We start from the raw sequence: 15,717 nt of genomic DNA on the forward strand, positions 1-15,717 counted from the left end.
GGCCTTCACCATGGGCAACGCCTGGCAGTTCTTCATGGGCTACCGCTTCGCCATCTTCAACTACGCCACCCAGTCCCTGGGCGGCGCGGTCACCGTCAACCGCTTCGACCTCACCACCCCCTGAGACGAAAGGACCAGGAAGACTCGCTACTCGACGGCCCGGCGGTAGGTGCACACCTGCACGCCGGTGCCGCCGGTGGTCGCGGAGACGAGTTCGAGCCTGTGCCGCAGGCCGTCGCTCGGGAAGATCGTCTTTCCGCCGCCGAGGATCACCGGCATGACGATCAGCCGGAGCTCGTCGACCAGGCCCTCGTGCAGGAGGGTGCGCACGAGGCTCGGGCTCCCCATGACGACCAGGTCGCCGTCGCCCGCGTCCCGCAGCTCGCGGAGGCGGGCGACGGCCGCGTCGCCGGGGATTCGCGTGGTGTTCCAGGTCAGCTCGTCGTCGCTCAGCGTCTCGGACACCACGTATTTCGGCATCGCGTTCATCCGGTCGGCGAACGGGTCGCCGGCCCGCTCGGGCCATGCGGCGGCCATGTTCTGCCAGGTGCGGCGGCCGTAGAGCAGTCCCTCCGCCTTGCTCACCGTGTCGTAGAAGGCGCCGCCGACGATCTCCGGGTCGAAGAACGGATGCGTCCAGCCGCCGTGGGCGAAGCCGCCGTCGGTGTCCTCCTCGGGACCACCCGGCGCCTGCACGACGCCGTCCACGCTCATGAATTCGATGACCACGATGCGCATCGCGCTCTCCTCCGTGTGTACCCGTCTGTGCCCACCGGTCTGTGTCCACCGGCTCCGTCGTGGTTCCCACGGTAGCTACCGACGAATTTATTTGTCAAGACACCTCTATTTGTCGGCTACTACCTCCAGGACGCGTGAGGCGACCGTCTCGGCGGGCCGGCCGAGCACCCGTTCGAGGTCGTCGGTCCGCTGCTCCAGCTTCCCCGCGCGGATCTGCGCGTTGATCCAGCTCATCGGGCCCGGCCCGGCGTCGGCCACCTCGCGGTAGGGCACGCCGAGCGCCTCGGCCACCTCGGGATAGCTCCACAGTGGCCCGGTGAAGTCGTACGCCCGGCCCAGATGCCCCTCACCGGTCAGCACGTTGGCCGCCGCCTCGGCGAGATCCGACCGGAACGCCGTGTTCAGGCCGCGTCCACCGGTGCTGCTGGTGATCTCACCCTCGACGACCCGCGGGACGAACGCGTCGCTGTAGAAGGGGTGGCGCAGGAACGTGTACGGCAGGCCGCTGCGGAGTATGGCCTGCTCGGTGGCGTGATAGGCCTCCGTCATGCCGGTCGCGCCGGCGCCGGCCCCCAGGAAGCTGGTGAAGACGACCGCGCCGACGCCGGCCTCCTTAGCCGCGGTCACCGCGTTCAGGTGCTGCTCGATCCTGCGGGGGGTGTCGAGCTCAGGAGAGGAGATCAGGAGGAGACGGGCGGCCCCGTCGAACGCCTCGCGCAGACTCGCCGGGTCGTCGTAGTCACCGCGGCGGGCCGGCACACCCTCCGGCGCGCGGCCGAGGTCGCGCACCGCGGCCACCACCTCCGTACGGGTGCGTAAACGGTCGATGACGAGGCGGCCGAGCGCGCCGGAGGCGGCTGAGATCACGATCATGGGCCAAGTAGACTCCCGGCCGTTTCGGCCCTGCCACTGGTTTTCCGGCCACTCGTTCTCGCGGGGGGACGGTAGCGGGCGCGGTAGTCGTCCCAGTCCCAGGTGGCCAGGAAGGCCGCCGCGGCCGTCCGGCCGTTGCGGTAGAGGTGGTGCCTCTGCCCCTCGTCGAGGTCGAAGTCGACCATCCCCACGCCCTCGGTGTCGACCTGAATGGTGCGGGCCCTGACCCAGGGCTGGTCGAGGTACGTCTGGTCGTGGCCGACGATCGCGGTCCCGACCAGGGACGTCAGCAGCCGCAGGGCGGGCAGGTGAGGAGTCCCGACAAGCGGCAGCCTGAGCGTGTCCTCCCCGAACGCGGGGAGCAGTTTGACCCCGAACGTGGGCCAGCGCGGCTGCCGCCCGTCGGGCCGGTCGAGCGTGTCGATGGGGAAGTTGGACAGCACGCCGCCGTCCACCAGCGTCGACACCAGCCCGGTGCCGGGATTGGCGATCGTGACGGGCTCGAAGAAGAAGGGGATCGACATCGAGGCGCGGACCGCGTCGGCCACCCGCTGCCTGCCCGGCTCCGCCACGCCGTAGACGCTCCGGTAGTCCCACGGCAGGCGCACCAGCCGGCCCAGGGTGACGTCCGTGGCCGTCACCACCAGGCTGTAGCGCTGGTCCTCGCCCATCCAGGGCGCCGGGTCGTCGAGGGCCAGGTCGTCGAACGTCTCGACACCCAGGCCGGCCAACTCGTTGCCCAGCCACTCCCGCAGGTAGTCGCCCTCGAACACGCCCTGTTCGAACAGCAGGGACAGCAGCGAGAACCCCCTGCCGACCAGCGGGACGCGCTCCGCGGCGGACGCGTCCCTGAACCTGCGGTAGTCGACGTCGAACAGGAGCTCGCGCATGCGCTCCGGCGGCATTCCGGCCGCGGCCAGCGCTCCCACCACCGCCCCCGCGGAGGTCCCGGCGACACGAGTGCCGGCGGCCCGTCCGAACCGGTATCCGGCGGTGTGCAGTTCGTGCAGCGCGCCGACCAGGCCCACGCCCTTGACGCCGCCGCCCTCCAGCACCAGATCGGCCCGCTTGTCCATCCCGGCCATCGGCACCAGCCCTTCTTCCGACCGCCCTCACGTGGATCTACCGCGTTCGGACGGCTCGGGCCTCGGCGCCGCGCCAATACGACCGAACCCTCATTCCCCCTTGTCCTGGGGATACCAGCGCAGTTCGATGACGTTGCCGTCGGGGTCCTTCAGGTAGACCGAAGTGGCGACGCCGCGCGCCCCGAACCGGGGGCCGGGTCCGTCGATGACGGTGAGAGCGCCGGAGTCGACGACCTCCTGCCAGTCCAGCGGCTCGACGACCAGGCAGAAGTGGTCGACGTTCGGCTCGCCGCGGTCGCCGCGCAGCAGATCGATGATCGTGTCCGGAGACACCCGCACCGAGGGGAACGGCGCCTTTCCCGCTCGCCACTCGTCCACCCGCACCGGCTCAAGGCCGAGGACGTCGCAGTAGAACGCCAGCGACCGCTCGACGTCCTCCACGGTCAGCACCAGATGATCGAAACCCTTGACGCGCATGTTCGTTGTGCTCATGAGTCCAACGATGCTCGTCGCGACGGCCGGTACCAAGTCCCGATCACGCTCGCATGCTCGAACGGGACGAGATCGAGATCTTCCCGACGTCGGCGGCCCCGCTACACCGTCGCCTTCTGCACCGTCGCCTTCTGCACCGTCACCTTCCTGCACCGCACCTTTTGCATCGTCATTTTCGGCATGGCCTCTTCTGTAACAGGTTGCGGTTGCGATAGAAGATCACTCGTACTATTTCTCCTCCTTTCGAGGTACATGTGAGAAAGACCCTGCGAGCGACTGCGGCCCCCGTGTTCGCCGCCGCCTTCGTCCTGGCCGCCCTGTCCGCTCCCGCGAACGCCGACACCACCCCCGGCACGACCGAGAGCGACGCCGATATCGCCGCCGAGTGGCAGACCGCCTGGGACACCTACCACTTCACCGACACCACCCCGCCCGCGCCCGACTCGGGCCGGAGCCGGGTCACGAACAGCATCTCGGTCGACATCGACTCGCCGATGCCGCTGACCTTCTACAAGTACTCGGACTTCAACAACCACCTCGGTAAGAACCCGTTCCTGAAGCGGGTCGTCACGCACAAGGAGTGGCGCGAGGCCCCCGCGACCTACCGCAACCTCACGGCGATCGAGGAGATCCCGTACGAGGGCACGATCGTGGTCAGCAAGACCCACGCCCAGCAGCGCCTCCACCCGGACGGGTTCTACTACGAGACCGACAGTTGGTCGCAGCCCAACGTGGTAACGCACCAGAAGATCGACTTCTCGCCACTGCCCGGCGGGAAGACCCGGGTCACGGAGAACCTCACCTTCGAAGCGGACTCTTCGCTGATCGACTTCGTCGCCGCGAACGGCACCGCCTCGCACCAGCAGTTGCAGGAGGCCCTCAAAGACGCGATCGAGAGCGGCGAGCTCTGATCCTCGGGCCAACATGGGAAAGGCGGGCGTCTTCCGTGCGGGAGACGCCCGTCTCCTGTCAGTGCCCGATGCCTTCGCCCCTGCTCTCGTTGGACTCCAGGGTCTGGTTGATCGAGCAGTTCTTGATCCCGCCTCTGCAGTTGCCGCTCAGGGAGTCGGTGAAGACGCTGACGCTCGACACCTGCTGGACGCCGGCGAAGTCGACGGCGCTGTTGCCCGCGGGGGCGTTCACGTTGCGCTTGCCCGTATTGAGCTGGTAGGGGGGGCTGCTGATCGTCGGCGCGTTGGCGGTGTTCACGCCGGCCGTGCGCTGCGTACCACCGCCGCCGCCGTCACCCAACCCGCCACCGAAACCGGCGAGACGGGCGCCGCCGTGACCGTGGCCCTTGCCCTTCTTCCCTTTGCCTTTCTTGCCCTGGCCCTTCTTGCCCTGGCCGCCATGACCACCCTGTCCACTCTTGCCGCCGTGGCCATGCGGGCCGTGACCGGCGGCCGGGACCGGCGCGGCCAGCGCCTGCGGCACCACGGCGACGCTCGGCATCACGATGAGGAGCGCGGCGACGGCCATGCGCCGAGCGGACATGGACACGACGCGGGTTCTTTCTGCCCTGATGTCGCCCATCCGATCCACACCTGCCTTTGCATTGGCACACAAGCGACGCATCCGGCTCATACCCCTCACTTCGCCTCCCTTCTCCCGGGGTGTGATGTGCTGTGCGGTTGCTGATGCCTTCTTTGCGCTGAGCGCCCCGGGCGACCAGGGCGCCCTGGGCACCGCGGTCAGCGCGTGTCCGTGTCGCCAGCGGCCCGCTAAATCCGTAGCCGGTTGATGCGGGTCTGCTGGTAGGTGAAGGTCCAGCGGTCGGTGCCGGTCTTGTGCCGGGTGTAGCGGTCGGGGTGCTGGTAGCGGTCGCGGTTGTGGAACTGGCAGGCCGGGCCGAGGAGTTTCAGGTCGGTCAGGCCGCCGGTGCTCCAGTTGTCGGCGTGGTCGATCTGGCACATGATGGCGGGCAGCGGACAGCCGTCAATCCAGCAGGTGGCGTAGCGGGCGTAAACGGCCCGCCGCTGGGCGGGCGTGGCCAGGCGAACCTTGCGGCCCATGTCCAGCACCTGCCCCTCGGCATCCATCACCAACCGCACCAGCGCGCTTGTGCGGGCCAGGCGATGCACACTGGAAACCGGCAGCATCTGCCCGATCGCCAGCAACAACCCCGGCGCGGTGCCCAGCAAAGCCCCCGGCACCGCCCCCAGCGCTGCCCTCGCCCCCGGCTCGCCCGGCGCTGCCCCCGGCAGCGTCCCTGACGCTGTCCCCGTTGGCCTCCCCGGCGGCCTCCCCGGCGCTGCTCCCAGTGGCTTGCCCGGCGGCGTCCCCGGCCCAGGCTCGCTCGACGGTGTCCCGGGCTCTGGCTCCGATGGCCTCCCCGGCGGTGTCCCCGGCTCCGGTCTCGGCGCTCTCGGTGCCGCGCCTCGCGCCGTCCCTGCTCCCGACTGCTCATGGTGCACGTCGCCGTGGCCTTCGGGCGTGCCCTGCGCATGCCGGCAGTCCCCCGCAGGCTGGTGCCCGGCGTGGGTGTGATGCGCGGCGGCGTCCTCGGGAGGAGGATCCGGCCATTGCGCCGCGCAGGAATGCGCTCCGCTCGGAGGCACCGCGTGTGGAGGTGCTGCTTGTGGAGATGCTGCGTGTGGAGGCGCGCTACCGCCGTAGGCAGGCCATGCTGGTGCACACTCGGGGTCTGTTCCAGCGTGGGCCGCGGCATGGTCGCGGTCTGCGCCCCTGGGCGGTGCAGTGTCGTCGCCCTCGGCAGAGGCAAGGTCAAGGTCGGTGCTCCCGGCGGCGGCGTCCGCGGCTGCCCCGGCATCGGCATCGGCTGCCGGAGCGGCTGCTGTCTCGGCTTCGGCGCTGCCGGGCTGACGCGGCCGGTAGGGGCCCTCACCCTGAGCAGGTGCGGCAGCACCGGTCATGCCCACATCGCCGGGGTCCGCGTCGCCGAGGCTGTCGGCCTCATCGTCGCCGAGGTTGCCGGGGGCCTCGTCGGTGGGGATGGCGTCTTCGACGTCGCCGTCTTCCATAGGGCACGGCCCGGCAACGCTACCGCGGTCGCCGAACGCGCCGGTGTCCTCACTGTCGCCATCCTCGGCACTGTCCGCACCCTCGGCATCCTGAGCGTCCTGGCCGTCGCCGGCACCTTCGCCACCCTGCGCGCCCTCGGTGCCCTCACCGTTCTCGGCGTTCTCGCCGTCCTGGCCGTCCCGGCCGCCCTCGGCGCTGTCCGCACCCTGGGCGTTCTCGCCGTCCTGGGCGTCTTCTGAGTGGTCGGGGGCGGGGTCTTCGGGGTGGTCGGGGTGGTCGGGTTCGGGGTCGGTGGGGAGGGATTCGGCGTTGACCAGTACCAGAAGCTCAGCGACGATCTTCTGCTCCATCAACGCGATGAACGCATCCGCCTGGCGAACCCGCAGCGGCCGATCATCGCCCTCCGCACGCGGCTTGGCATAAGCATCCAACAGCGCCCGCAACCGCGCCGCCGCCTCACGCGGCAGATAGAACTCCCCCTCCAAGCCCCCACCCGCAGTGGGGCGGACCCGCAAAAACCGCCGCCCGTAATCGGCCCGCTCGTCCCGCTCCTCACCATCAGGGTCCAACACCGCCCGCAGATACCGCCCCGCCTTGGCCACCTCCGCCGGCCCCGCCTTACCCGCCAACTCCAGCAAAATCGGCTCAGCCAGCCCCGCATGCTCATCACTCAACCGCGCGGTGGCCGTACAGATCGCCTCCACCACCCCCGCCGACAACACCCCCGCGGCGAACTTCTCCCGCACCCTCGGCAGACGCGCCAACTCCACCGCCAAAGTCAGCAGACGACCCGCCCCCGCCACGCTCATCCCGGCGGCGGTGCGCAACCAACTACGGGTCGAGGCATGCCCATGCTGCCTGGCCTGCCCCGCCCCATGCACCCGCCCCACCCGATCCGCCAACGCGCACGTGATCCGATCCCGCGCGAACAACAAATCCTCAGCCTCAGCAAGACAGACATCCGCATCGCCCGGCAACGCCGCCAACGCCAACGCCTGCGCCGACTCACGCAACGAACCCACGAGCACCCACGACGACCGGCCCTTGCCCTGACCGGGACCGGCCTGACCACCACCGGCGCTCCCGGCATCGGCACCGGCACCACCAGCACTCCCGCCACCGCCCGCACCACGGGCGCTCCCGGCACCGGCACCGACACCACCAGCGCTGTCGGCGCTCGCGGCACCGGACGCGTCGTCGTCGACGCCCTCACCGTCCGTGAGCCCGCTGCCGGTGCTGCTGTTGGTGCTGGTGCTGCTGTCGGCCTTGGTGCGGCTCGCGTGCCGCGTCGGCTGGGGATCGGCGATCGGAAAGTGCTCACGAGCGGCCGAGCCATCCGCGGACCACAACCGGGAACCGGAGGTCAACCGGTCCCACCAGTCTCCAGAGTCATTCGAACGATGGGAGTGCTCAGGATCGATATCGAACATATCCATTGCACCTCCCAACGAGATTCGAAATTCTGTTTCAATTTTCTCCCACCAACATCACACAGAGCAACCTTGCGAGGCGATTTGTTGGAGCTACAGGCTTACGGAGCCGCGGACAGGAGATCGAGCAGAGTGTGCAACACCCGGGAGAGCCCGACCGCGACGAGAACGGGGATCACCAGGCTGAGACAGAGAGCCAGCACGCAGCCGCCACCTCCGCCCATCCGATTGCGAACCGGATTCTGTGGCTCCAGTCCGCGCCACAGCGGCCGGGGTTCGAGGAGAAGGAACAGCATCGCGCCCACCTCGCCCACGGTGAACAGCCAGAACCAGGCCCATCTGTTTCCCAGCCTGGGCCCGTCCGTACCCATCATGATGAGGAGCGCGACGATCCAGGCCCCGCCGACGAGCCAGGTCGCGCCATGGAACGGCAGGCGGAACGGCACGCGGAACGGCCAGTCCGGGAAGAGCCCTTGGCGCGGGTGGGCGAGCGTGGCCTCCGGGCGGGGAACGGCGGTGTTCAAGTCGCGCAGGAGTGCGCCGGCGGTGTAGGCGCCGTTCGCAGAGCGATCGGCGTGATACCAGAACAGAGGGCCCGTCGACCACCGCAGATCCACCGGGGTGCCGTGGTAGATGACGTACGTGACCTGCCCGGTCCGGAGCGCGGTGTGGAAGTCGGCGAGGGTGCGCTCGCGCGGGGTCATGCTGAGCGCGGTCACCAGAGCGCCCCACAGCAGCACGACGAGCAACGCCACACGCCCCCATAACCCTGCGATTCGGTACGCAAGTCGCATGACGCGATCCTCTGTCAGCGGGTGCGTGACGGCACCCCTCTTCCTGAAACGGCTATAGCCGCTCCTGGCGGGGCAGCACCACCTCGCGGGCCAGGAGGAGCAGGGCCGCCGCCAGCGGAATGCCGAGCAGGGCGCCCACGATGCCGAGCAGCGCCCCGCCGAGCAGGGCTCCCACGATGGTCGCCACGGGCGGCACGTCGACCGACGACTTGAACACCTTTGGGGAGATCAAGTAGTTCTCGACCTGCTGGTAGACGACGAAGAAGACCACGCAGGCGATGCCGACCTGCACCGAGGAGAGGAAGCCCACCCCCGAGGCCACGACAGCGCCGATGACCGCGCCGACCAGGGGAATCAGGTCGGTGACCGCGACGAAGATCGCCAGCGCGAGCGCGTACGGCACCTTCAGCATGGCCAAGAACAGGAAGGTCACCACGCCGGCGATCAGCGAGATGATCAGGTTGCCCGCGACGTAGCCGCCGATCTGGTTAATGATCTCGTCCCCGAGCAGGCGGACCCGCGTACGGCGGGAGCGGGGCACGAACCGGTAGGCCGTCTCCTTCATGGAGTTGAGCGACCCGAGGAAGTAGAGCGTGAGCACGAGCACCGTGAAGCCGCTGAACAGCGCGCTGATCACTATGCTCGCCACACCGAGGAGCCCGCCGAACATCTGCGTGGCCAGCCCGCCGCCCGCGACGTATTGCTGGATCTTGTCGAGGATCTGGTAGCGCTCGTCCACCGAGCGGATCATCGGGTGGTTCTGGAGCTGCTGCACGTAGTCGGGCAGTTCCCGGGCGAACCCGGTGGTCTGCTCGGTCAGCGGCGGCACGACCGCGAGCCCGAAGACCACGAAGCACGCGATGACCGACCCGAACACGATCGTGATCGCGAGACGGCGGGACAGGTTGCGCCGCTGCAGCGCCTCGACCGCGGGGTTCAGGCCGATGGCCAGGAACAGCGAGACCACGATCAGCACGATCGCCGAGACGGCGCCGGAGATCGCCTGCACCAGGAGCCATGCGGTGAGCACGCCCAGGGCGCCGGTCAGGCCGAACATGAACGGGTTGCTGCGCAGCGGACGTCCCGGCAGGCCGAACGGCCGGTCGGAGGCCGTCACACCGTCGGCGCCGTGACCGATGGGATCAATGGGATCGATGGGATCGACGTGATCGACGCCCGGTCGGCTCACGCCGTCCGAAGATCGGCCGGGGGCCGGGGTCGCCTCCCCCTGGCCGGGGAGTGAGGGGAACACGCTGGAGATGCCGCTGCCTGGGGATAGACCGCTGTCGGACACGCCCCCACTGCTGCCCCATCAAGGTCACTTGACACGGACCTATCCGGACGAGTCGCCCTTTTGTTCCCAATTGGTGAGAGCCGCGACCTCCAGAAGGATCCCCTTCCGGTCCTGCGCCGGCGCTCTCATGGCCGGTGCGCCGATCGGGCGGCCCGCAGCAGCGCGGCGCCGGCGAAATAGACGGCGAAGTAGACGGCGAAGTGGACGGGGAGCATCGGCGCGGGCAGGCCCTGCGCGCCGGTGAGCGCCGCGCCGAGCAGGCCCGCGACGACCAGGCCGGTCCCCGCCAGGGTCACGGCCACCGTCCTGGCCCCCGTTCCCGCCCCCGACCTCCCGGCCTCCGGCGCCGGGCAGGGGCCTCCGCGCCGCTCCACGAAGGCGAACAGGACGACGAGGACCGCGAGGGTCGCCGTCAGGAACGCGAGCCAGGGCACGCGCAGGAGCAGCCAGGCGGCCGACCCGGGAGGCGGCTGCGGCAGCAGGCCGGTCATGTAGAGGGCGGGCACGGCGATCACGACCGCGGTCATGTGCCAGAGGAACACCGTCATGATCACGGAGTTGGCGGCGACGACGGCGGTCCACGGGCGCGTACGGCGCAGCATGCGCCCGCCGCGCTCGTGCAGGAGCAGGGCGATCCCCGTCTGCGTGACCGCCAGGGCGAGCAGCGCGAGCGTCGGCGGCGAGGTGTTCTGCAGGCGGCCGCCGGGATCGGTCACCATGCTCACCGGGTAGGGCCCAGGAACGGTGAGCAGCACGAGGGCCGTCAGGCCGCCCGCGATCATGGGCACGGCCACACGGGGACAGGCGGGCAGGGCCCCCTCCCGCCAGGCGATGCCGAGCTGGTAGACCGCCGCCCAGGCCAGCAGGTAGTTGGCCGTGCCTAGCACGGCCGGGCCGCCGAGCAGCCGCGCCGCGTCGCCGAACGCCACCGCCACCGCGAGCGCGGCGGGCACCGCGAGGCCCGCCCTGCGGTGCAGCGCGAGCAGGATCGGGGTGAGCAGGACGACCGTGACGTACGCGATGAGGAACCACAACGGCAGGCAGGCGAGCCAGACTCCCATGCCCACGACGGCGGGGTCGACCCCCAGGAGGAGCGTGAGCAGGGCCGCGCCGCCCAGCGCGAGCAGGAACGCCGTCGTCGGGCGGATCAGGCGGTCGGTGCGGCACAGGAACCAGCCGATCGCGTCGCCGCCCCGCCGCCGGTAGGAGCCGAGCGACGCGGCTCCCGCGAAGCCGCCCACCAGGAAGAAGACCGGCATGACCTGGAACAGCCAGGTGAGCGGCCTGGCCCAGGAGACGAACGCGAGGATCGTGTCGCCGCCGACCCGCTCGCCGTACGTCACCACGACGGCCAGCCAGTGCCCGAGGACCACCAGCGCGATGGCGACGGCGCGGAGCAGGTCGATGTGACGGTCGCGGCCGGGCGGCGTGCGCTCCGCCGTACGCCGCAGTGGGGTGAACATCTAGTCGCTCTGATGCTGCGGCTCGCTGATCTCCTTGACCACCGGCGTGAGCAGGTCGGCGGTGAGCTGGTGCATCTGGAGGAGCAGGTCGTCGATCGTCAGCATGCCGACCACGCCTCCCTCGGCGTCCACCGGGAGCCTGCGGAAGGAGTGGCGGCGGAACGTGTCGAAGGCCACCTCGACCTCGTCCTCCGCCTGCACCACCACCGGGTGCTCCGACATCACCTGGCCGACCGGTGTGTCGCCGGTCCTGTCCTGGGCGAGCACGCGTACGGCGAGGTCGCGGTCGGTCACGATGCCGGCGACGCCCCGCCCCTCCGACACCACGACGCAGCCGACGCCCGAGTAGTCCATGTGCCGCGCGACGTCCCGCACCGGCGTGATCGGCGGGACCACGACCACCGGCGTGGACATGACATCTTTGATCTTCACGGTCGGCTCTCCCCCTCGCACGGAAGCCCGCCCCACTTGTGACCTAATGCCCTATTTATCCGCCTAAGTTCGAATAAACATGGAGATGGAGGTGGTCCCATGGTCACGCGGAGCATCATCGAGGCCGGCGAACGGGCGAAGCCCTCCGGATTGCTCAGGCCGTAACCATGAAGGCGTCGGTCGGCGACCACCTGATCGTCGAGAGCATCCACGGGGGCAGGGCGGGCCGCATCGGGATCGTGGTCGCGCTCTACCACACCGACGGCTCGCCCCCCTATCTCGTGCGATGGCTCGACGAGGAGCGGGAGACGCCGTGCTTCTACCCCGGGCCCGACGCCCGGATCGAGCACTACTGGGAGCGGTCGCCCGAGAGCCCCTGACCACCGGCGAGCCGCAGACATTCGACCACGTCCTCGTCGCTCGCCTGGGTGAAGTCGTCGTACCACGAGCCGATCGCGTAGAAGTGGTCGGGCGTGTCCAGGCAGACGACCTCGTCGGCGTCCCTGCGCAGGCTCGCGATCGTCTCGGGGGCGCCGACCGGCACCGCGAGCACCACCCTGGAGGCCCCGTGCGCGCGCGCCACCTGGCAGGCGGCGCGGGCCGTCCCGCCCGTCGCGATCCCGTCGTCCACCACGATCACCGTCCGGCCGGCCAGGTCCACCGGCTCGCGACCGGCCCGGAAGCGGCGGGCCCTGCGCTCCAGCTCGGCCCGCTCGCGGCGCTCCACCTCGGCCATCTCGCTGCGGGTGATGTTGGCGAGCCGTACGACGTCGGGGTTCACCACCCGCACCCCGCCCTCGCCGATGGCGCCGAAGCCCAGCTCCGGCTGGTACGGCACGCCGAGCTTGCGTACGACGATCACGTCCAGGGGGGCGCCGAGGGCCCTGGCCACCTGGAACGCCACCGGCACGCCCCCTCGGGGCAGCCCGAGGACGACCACGTCCCCCGTTCCCCGGAGTCCGCGCAAGCGCTCGCCCAGGCGCAGGCCCGCGTCACGACGATCGACGAACACGGCGGTCACCCCCGCCTTCCACCTCTGTTTTCACCGTCTCCCTCCACCGCCGTCCGCGGTAGGGCCGAAGGGCCCGGGCGCCGACGGGCGGCCTGATCCAGCCGAAAGAGGGCGAAGGCCCATAGACTGTTCGCCGTGACCTCGACCGACCGGGCCCTCGATGGGGATCTTCCGCGTCAGAGGCTGACCGTGGCCGAGATCGCCCACCTGGCGGGGGTGTCCGCGCCGACCGTGTCGCGGGTGCTCAACGGGCATGCGGGAGTCGCCCTGACCACGCGGCAGCGGGTGGAGGCGGTGCTGCGGGAGCACGGATACCGGCGCCGCGACAGCGAGCCCGCCGCGATCATCGAGCTCGTCTTCCACGCTCTGGAGAGCCTGTGGGCACTGGAGATCATCCAGGGGGTCGAGCAGGTCGCCAGGGAGCATGAGCTGGCCGTGGTGCTGACCGAGATGCAGGGCCGGCTCACCCCGGGCAGGGCCTGGACCGAGCAGGTGCTCGCCCGCCGCCCCACCGGCGTCGTCGCGGTCTTCTCCGAGCTCACCGTGCAGCAGCAGTCGCAGCTCGCCACCCGCTCGATTCCCCTCGTCGTGCTCGACCCGACCGGCGAGCCGCTGCATGAGACCCCGTCGGTCGGCGCCACCAACTGGAGCGGCGGGATGGCCGCGACCCGCCACCTGCTCGACCTCGGCCACCGCCGCATCGCGATGCTGAGCGGGCCGACGCAGTGGCCGTGCTGCCGGGCCCGGCTCGACGGCTACCGCGCCGCGATGGACGCGGCGGACGTGCCCGTGGACCCCGATCTCGTGCGCGTCAGCACCCTGTACATGGAGGGCGGCCTGCGTGACGGGACCGAACTGCTGCGCCTGCCCGATCCCCCGACCGCCGTCTTCGCCGCCAACGACCTGCAGGCGCTCGGCGTGTACGAGGCCGCGAGGCGGGCCGGGCTGCGCATCCCCGAGGACCTGAGCGTCGTCGGGTTCGACGACCTGTCGTTCACCCAGTGGGCCGGGCCGCCCATGACGACCGTACGGCAGCCGCTCGTGCAGATGGGGGCCGCCGCCGCGCGGATGGTCGCGGCCCTCGCGGAGGGCGAGCCGCTCGAACAGCACCGGGTCGAGCTCGCGACCACCCTCGTCGTACGGGAGAGCACCGCACCGCCGCACCGATAACCGGCACAGCAATAACCGGCCCAGCAATAACAGTACTTTTGGCCGGTTCTGTCCGGGCGACCGATCTCGTAGCCTCGCTGCTGTGCGGGTAAGGGGATGGGCGGCCGACGTCGGGCTCGGCGCCGTTTTCGCCGTGGTGCTGGTCTTCTGGGCTTCCCGGATCGCCGGCAGCTGGGGCGGCGGCTACTGGAGGTTCGACTTCGCCGCGGGCGCGGTGGTGTGCCTGATCGCCCTGGCGCGCCGGTTCGACCCGGCGCGGGCGGCCGCGGCCGGTCTGGCGGTCGCGGCGACCGCCGTCCTGGCCGCCAGGTTCGCCGATCTGCCCAGCGAACCCGGACCCGGGATGGCCCTCGGCCTGGCGGTGCTGGTCGGCGCGGCGGTCAGGGCGCTGCCGGCCCTCACGGCCTGCGGCGTGGCGGCCGGCGGGCTGGCCGTGGCCGTGGCCGTCGGCAGCCTGCTGACGGCGCACACGCTCGCCGCCGCGATGCCCTTGGTCACCGCGATGAACGTCCTGGCCTGGGCCGTCGCCGTCGTGGCCGGGCTGTGCCCGCGGCTGCTCGACGCCCGAAGGCGGGCCGTCGCCGACGAGGTGCGCCGCGCGGAACGGCTGAGGCTCGCCCGCGAGTTGCACGACGTCGTCGCCCACCACGTCACCGGCATCGTAGTGCAGGCCCAGGCCGCCCGCCTGATCGCACGGAAGAGCCCGGAGAAGGCGGGCGACGCCCTGGCCGAGATCGAGGCCGCCGGGTCCGGCGCACTGGCCGCGATGCGCCGCGTCGTCGGCCTGCTGCGCGACCCGGACGAGCCCGCCGCCCCCGCGCCCGGCGGGCTGGACGAGCTGGTCGGGCGCTTCGAGGCGGGCGGCCGTGCGGTGCGCCTGCGGCTGCCGGGCGAGGAGGAGACGGCGACGTGGCCGCCCGAGGTGGCCGGCACGGTCTACAGGATCGTGCAGGAGTCGCTGACCAACGTCTCCCGCCATGCCCCACACGCCCGCTCGGTCACGGTCAGCGTGGAGCGCGACCGTGAGACGCTCACCGTCGAGGTCGCCGACGACTCTCCCCGGAGCCCCTCGCGGCACCACCAGCGCGGCGGGTACGGCCTGATCGGGATGCGCGAGCGGGTCGAGGCACTCGGCGGCACGCTGCGCGCCGGGGCGCGCCCCGGATCCGGCTGGTCGGTGCTCGCCACCCTGCCCGTGCCCCGGTCGCAGGCGCTGCCGGAGCGGGCACGCCGATGACGATCAGGGTGTTGGTGGCCGACGACCAGGCGATGGTCCGCGGCGGCCTGCGGCTGATCCTGGAGGACCAGCCCGACATCGCGGTGGTCGCCGAGGCGGCCGACGGCGCCGAGGCCGTGGAGGCGGCCCGGCGGCTGCGGCCCGACGTGAGCCTGGTGGACGTGCGCATGCCCCGGCTCGACGGCATCGAGGTCACCCGTGCCCTGGCCGGGCCGGGCGTCCCCGACCCGCTGCGGGTGGTCGTGGTCACCACGTTCGACCTGGACGAGTACGTCTACGGCGCGTTGCGGGCGGGTGCGACCGGCTTCGTGCTCAAGGACTGCGGCCCCGCCCTGCTCGTGGAGGCCGTACGGGCCGCCCACCAGGGTGACGCCCTGGTCTCCCCGTCGGTCACCCTGCGGCTGCTGCGCCATCTGACGGCTCAGCTGCCGGCTCAGCTGTCGGCTCAGCTGCCGGCCGCCGGCGGGGCGGACCATCCCCTCTCCAACCGGGAGGTGGAGGTCGTCCGGGCCGTCGCCCGGGGCCGTACGAACCAGGAGATCGCGGCCGAGCTGTTCATCTCGCTGAGCACGGTCAAGAGCCATGTGGCCGGCATCCAGGCCAAGCTCGGCCTGCGCAACCGGGTCGAGATCGCGGCCTGGGCCTGGGAGAACCGCATCACGCAACCCTAATCCTCCCTTTTTGTCGTGTTTTGTCCGGTTTTGCCTGGGCAGAA

Annotated in this window: 16 protein-coding genes; 5 read left to right on the forward strand and 11 right to left on the reverse strand. The window is 70.9% G+C overall.

Features of this window, described 5'->3' with window-relative positions:
* Positions 1-147: 147 nt before the first annotated feature.
* The 4 genes from FLX07_RS00005 to FLX07_RS00020 form a co-directional block, all read right to left on the reverse strand.
* The gene (locus tag FLX07_RS00005; RefSeq protein ID WP_142567348.1) at positions 148-738 is read right to left on the reverse strand and encodes a dihydrofolate reductase family protein; all 591 of its coding nucleotides are present in this window, start codon (positions 736-738) and stop codon (positions 148-150) included.
* A gap of 105 nt (positions 739-843) precedes the next feature.
* Entirely contained in the window at positions 844-1,611 is a 768-nt protein-coding gene (locus FLX07_RS00010) for an NAD(P)H-binding protein (protein WP_189104847.1), read from the reverse strand.
* Complete coding sequence (locus tag FLX07_RS00015) at positions 1,608-2,696, reverse strand: patatin-like phospholipase family protein (protein ID WP_142568043.1); 1,089 nt, start codon at positions 2,694-2,696, stop codon at positions 1,608-1,610. The genes FLX07_RS00010 and FLX07_RS00015 overlap by 4 nt, the downstream gene beginning before the upstream one ends.
* A 90-nt stretch (positions 2,697-2,786) precedes the next feature.
* On the reverse strand, positions 2,787-3,188 hold the full coding sequence (locus FLX07_RS00020) for a VOC family protein (RefSeq protein WP_223852876.1): 402 nt from the start codon (positions 3,186-3,188) through the stop codon (positions 2,787-2,789).
* Positions 3,189-3,442: 254 nt separating this feature from the next.
* Between FLX07_RS00020 and FLX07_RS00025 the strand changes: the two genes are divergently transcribed.
* Positions 3,443-4,099 carry a hypothetical protein gene (locus FLX07_RS00025; RefSeq protein ID WP_142567349.1) on the forward strand — a complete coding sequence of 219 codons (657 nt, stop codon included), beginning with the start codon at positions 3,443-3,445 and terminating at the stop codon, positions 4,097-4,099.
* Between the two features lie 58 nt (positions 4,100-4,157).
* Here FLX07_RS00025 and FLX07_RS36205 read toward each other — a convergent pair whose 3' ends face one another.
* The 6 genes from FLX07_RS36205 to FLX07_RS00055 all read right to left on the reverse strand — a co-directional run bounded on the left by FLX07_RS36205 (position 4,158) and on the right by FLX07_RS00055 (position 11,583).
* Positions 4,158-4,688, reverse strand: a complete 531-nt coding sequence (locus FLX07_RS36205; protein WP_167748055.1) for a hypothetical protein — start codon at positions 4,686-4,688, stop codon at positions 4,158-4,160.
* 221 nt (positions 4,689-4,909) lie between these two features.
* Positions 4,910-7,606: an HNH endonuclease signature motif containing protein gene (locus FLX07_RS38205; RefSeq protein WP_142567351.1), complete on the reverse strand. Its 2,697-nt coding sequence runs from the start codon at positions 7,604-7,606 to the stop codon at positions 4,910-4,912.
* Positions 7,607-7,701: 95 nt separating this feature from the next.
* Positions 7,702-8,355: a hypothetical protein gene (locus FLX07_RS00040; protein ID WP_142567352.1), complete on the reverse strand. Its 654-nt coding sequence runs from the start codon at positions 8,353-8,355 to the stop codon at positions 7,702-7,704.
* A gap of 91 nt (positions 8,356-8,446) precedes the next feature.
* The gene (locus FLX07_RS00045; protein WP_229689428.1) at positions 8,447-9,583 is read right to left on the reverse strand and encodes an AI-2E family transporter; all 1,137 of its coding nucleotides are present in this window, start codon (positions 9,581-9,583) and stop codon (positions 8,447-8,449) included.
* Between the two features lie 230 nt (positions 9,584-9,813).
* A complete protein-coding gene (locus tag FLX07_RS00050) occupies positions 9,814-11,151 on the reverse strand; it encodes an acyltransferase family protein (RefSeq protein WP_142567353.1) in 1,338 nt (445 codons plus the stop codon).
* Complete coding sequence (locus tag FLX07_RS00055) at positions 11,152-11,583, reverse strand: CBS domain-containing protein (RefSeq protein ID WP_142567354.1); 432 nt, start codon at positions 11,581-11,583, stop codon at positions 11,152-11,154.
* Positions 11,584-11,750: 167 nt separating this feature from the next.
* Here FLX07_RS00055 and FLX07_RS00060 point away from each other — a divergent pair, with 167 nt between their 5' ends.
* Positions 11,751-11,963 (forward strand): DUF1918 domain-containing protein, encoded by a 213-nt coding sequence (locus FLX07_RS00060; RefSeq protein WP_142567355.1) that lies wholly within the window; start codon positions 11,751-11,753, stop codon positions 11,961-11,963.
* Here the strand turns inward: FLX07_RS00060 and FLX07_RS00065 are convergent.
* Complete coding sequence (locus FLX07_RS00065) at positions 11,933-12,604, reverse strand: phosphoribosyltransferase (protein ID WP_229689429.1); 672 nt, start codon at positions 12,602-12,604, stop codon at positions 11,933-11,935. The genes FLX07_RS00060 and FLX07_RS00065 overlap by 31 nt on opposite strands.
* Positions 12,605-12,730: 126 nt before the next feature.
* On the opposite strand from FLX07_RS00065, the gene FLX07_RS00070 reads away from it, so the two are divergent.
* From FLX07_RS00070 to FLX07_RS00080, 3 genes are all read left to right on the forward strand, one after another.
* A complete protein-coding gene (locus FLX07_RS00070; RefSeq protein WP_142567356.1) occupies positions 12,731-13,765 on the forward strand; it encodes a LacI family DNA-binding transcriptional regulator in 1,035 nt (344 codons plus the stop codon).
* 82 nt (positions 13,766-13,847) lie between these two features.
* Positions 13,848-15,002 (forward strand): sensor histidine kinase, encoded by a 1,155-nt coding sequence (locus tag FLX07_RS00075; RefSeq protein WP_142567357.1) that lies wholly within the window; start codon positions 13,848-13,850, stop codon positions 15,000-15,002.
* Positions 14,999-15,673, forward strand: coding sequence for a response regulator (locus FLX07_RS00080; protein WP_142567358.1), 675 nt, complete (start codon positions 14,999-15,001; stop codon positions 15,671-15,673). The genes FLX07_RS00075 and FLX07_RS00080 overlap by 4 nt, the downstream gene beginning before the upstream one ends.
* Positions 15,674-15,717 lie beyond the last annotated feature (44 nt).

Origin of the sequence: Microbispora bryophytorum (assembly GCF_006874465.1) — a bacterium.
Classification (GTDB): Bacteria; Actinomycetota; Actinomycetes; order Streptosporangiales; family Streptosporangiaceae; genus Microbispora; species Microbispora bryophytorum.

Coding starts and splice junctions, on each gene's coding strand:
- FLX07_RS00005 (WP_142567348.1), bottom strand. CDS start 738: ATGCGCATCGTGGTCATCGAATTCATGAGCGTGGACGGCGTCGTGCAG.
- FLX07_RS00010 (WP_189104847.1), bottom strand. CDS start 1,611: ATGATCGTGATCTCAGCCGCCTCCGGCGCGCTCGGCCGCCTCGTCATC.
- FLX07_RS00015 (WP_142568043.1), bottom strand. CDS start 2,696: ATGGCCGGGATGGACAAGCGGGCCGATCTGGTGCTGGAGGGCGGCGGC.
- FLX07_RS00020 (WP_223852876.1), bottom strand. CDS start 3,188: ATGAGCACAACGAACATGCGCGTCAAGGGTTTCGATCATCTGGTGCTG.
- FLX07_RS38205 (WP_142567351.1), bottom strand. CDS start 7,606: ATGGATATGTTCGATATCGATCCTGAGCACTCCCATCGTTCGAATGAC.
- FLX07_RS00050 (WP_142567353.1), bottom strand. CDS start 11,151: ATGTTCACCCCACTGCGGCGTACGGCGGAGCGCACGCCGCCCGGCCGC.
- FLX07_RS00060 (WP_142567355.1), top strand. CDS start 11,751: ATGAAGGCGTCGGTCGGCGACCACCTGATCGTCGAGAGCATCCACGGG.
- FLX07_RS00080 (WP_142567358.1), top strand. CDS start 14,999: ATGACGATCAGGGTGTTGGTGGCCGACGACCAGGCGATGGTCCGCGGC.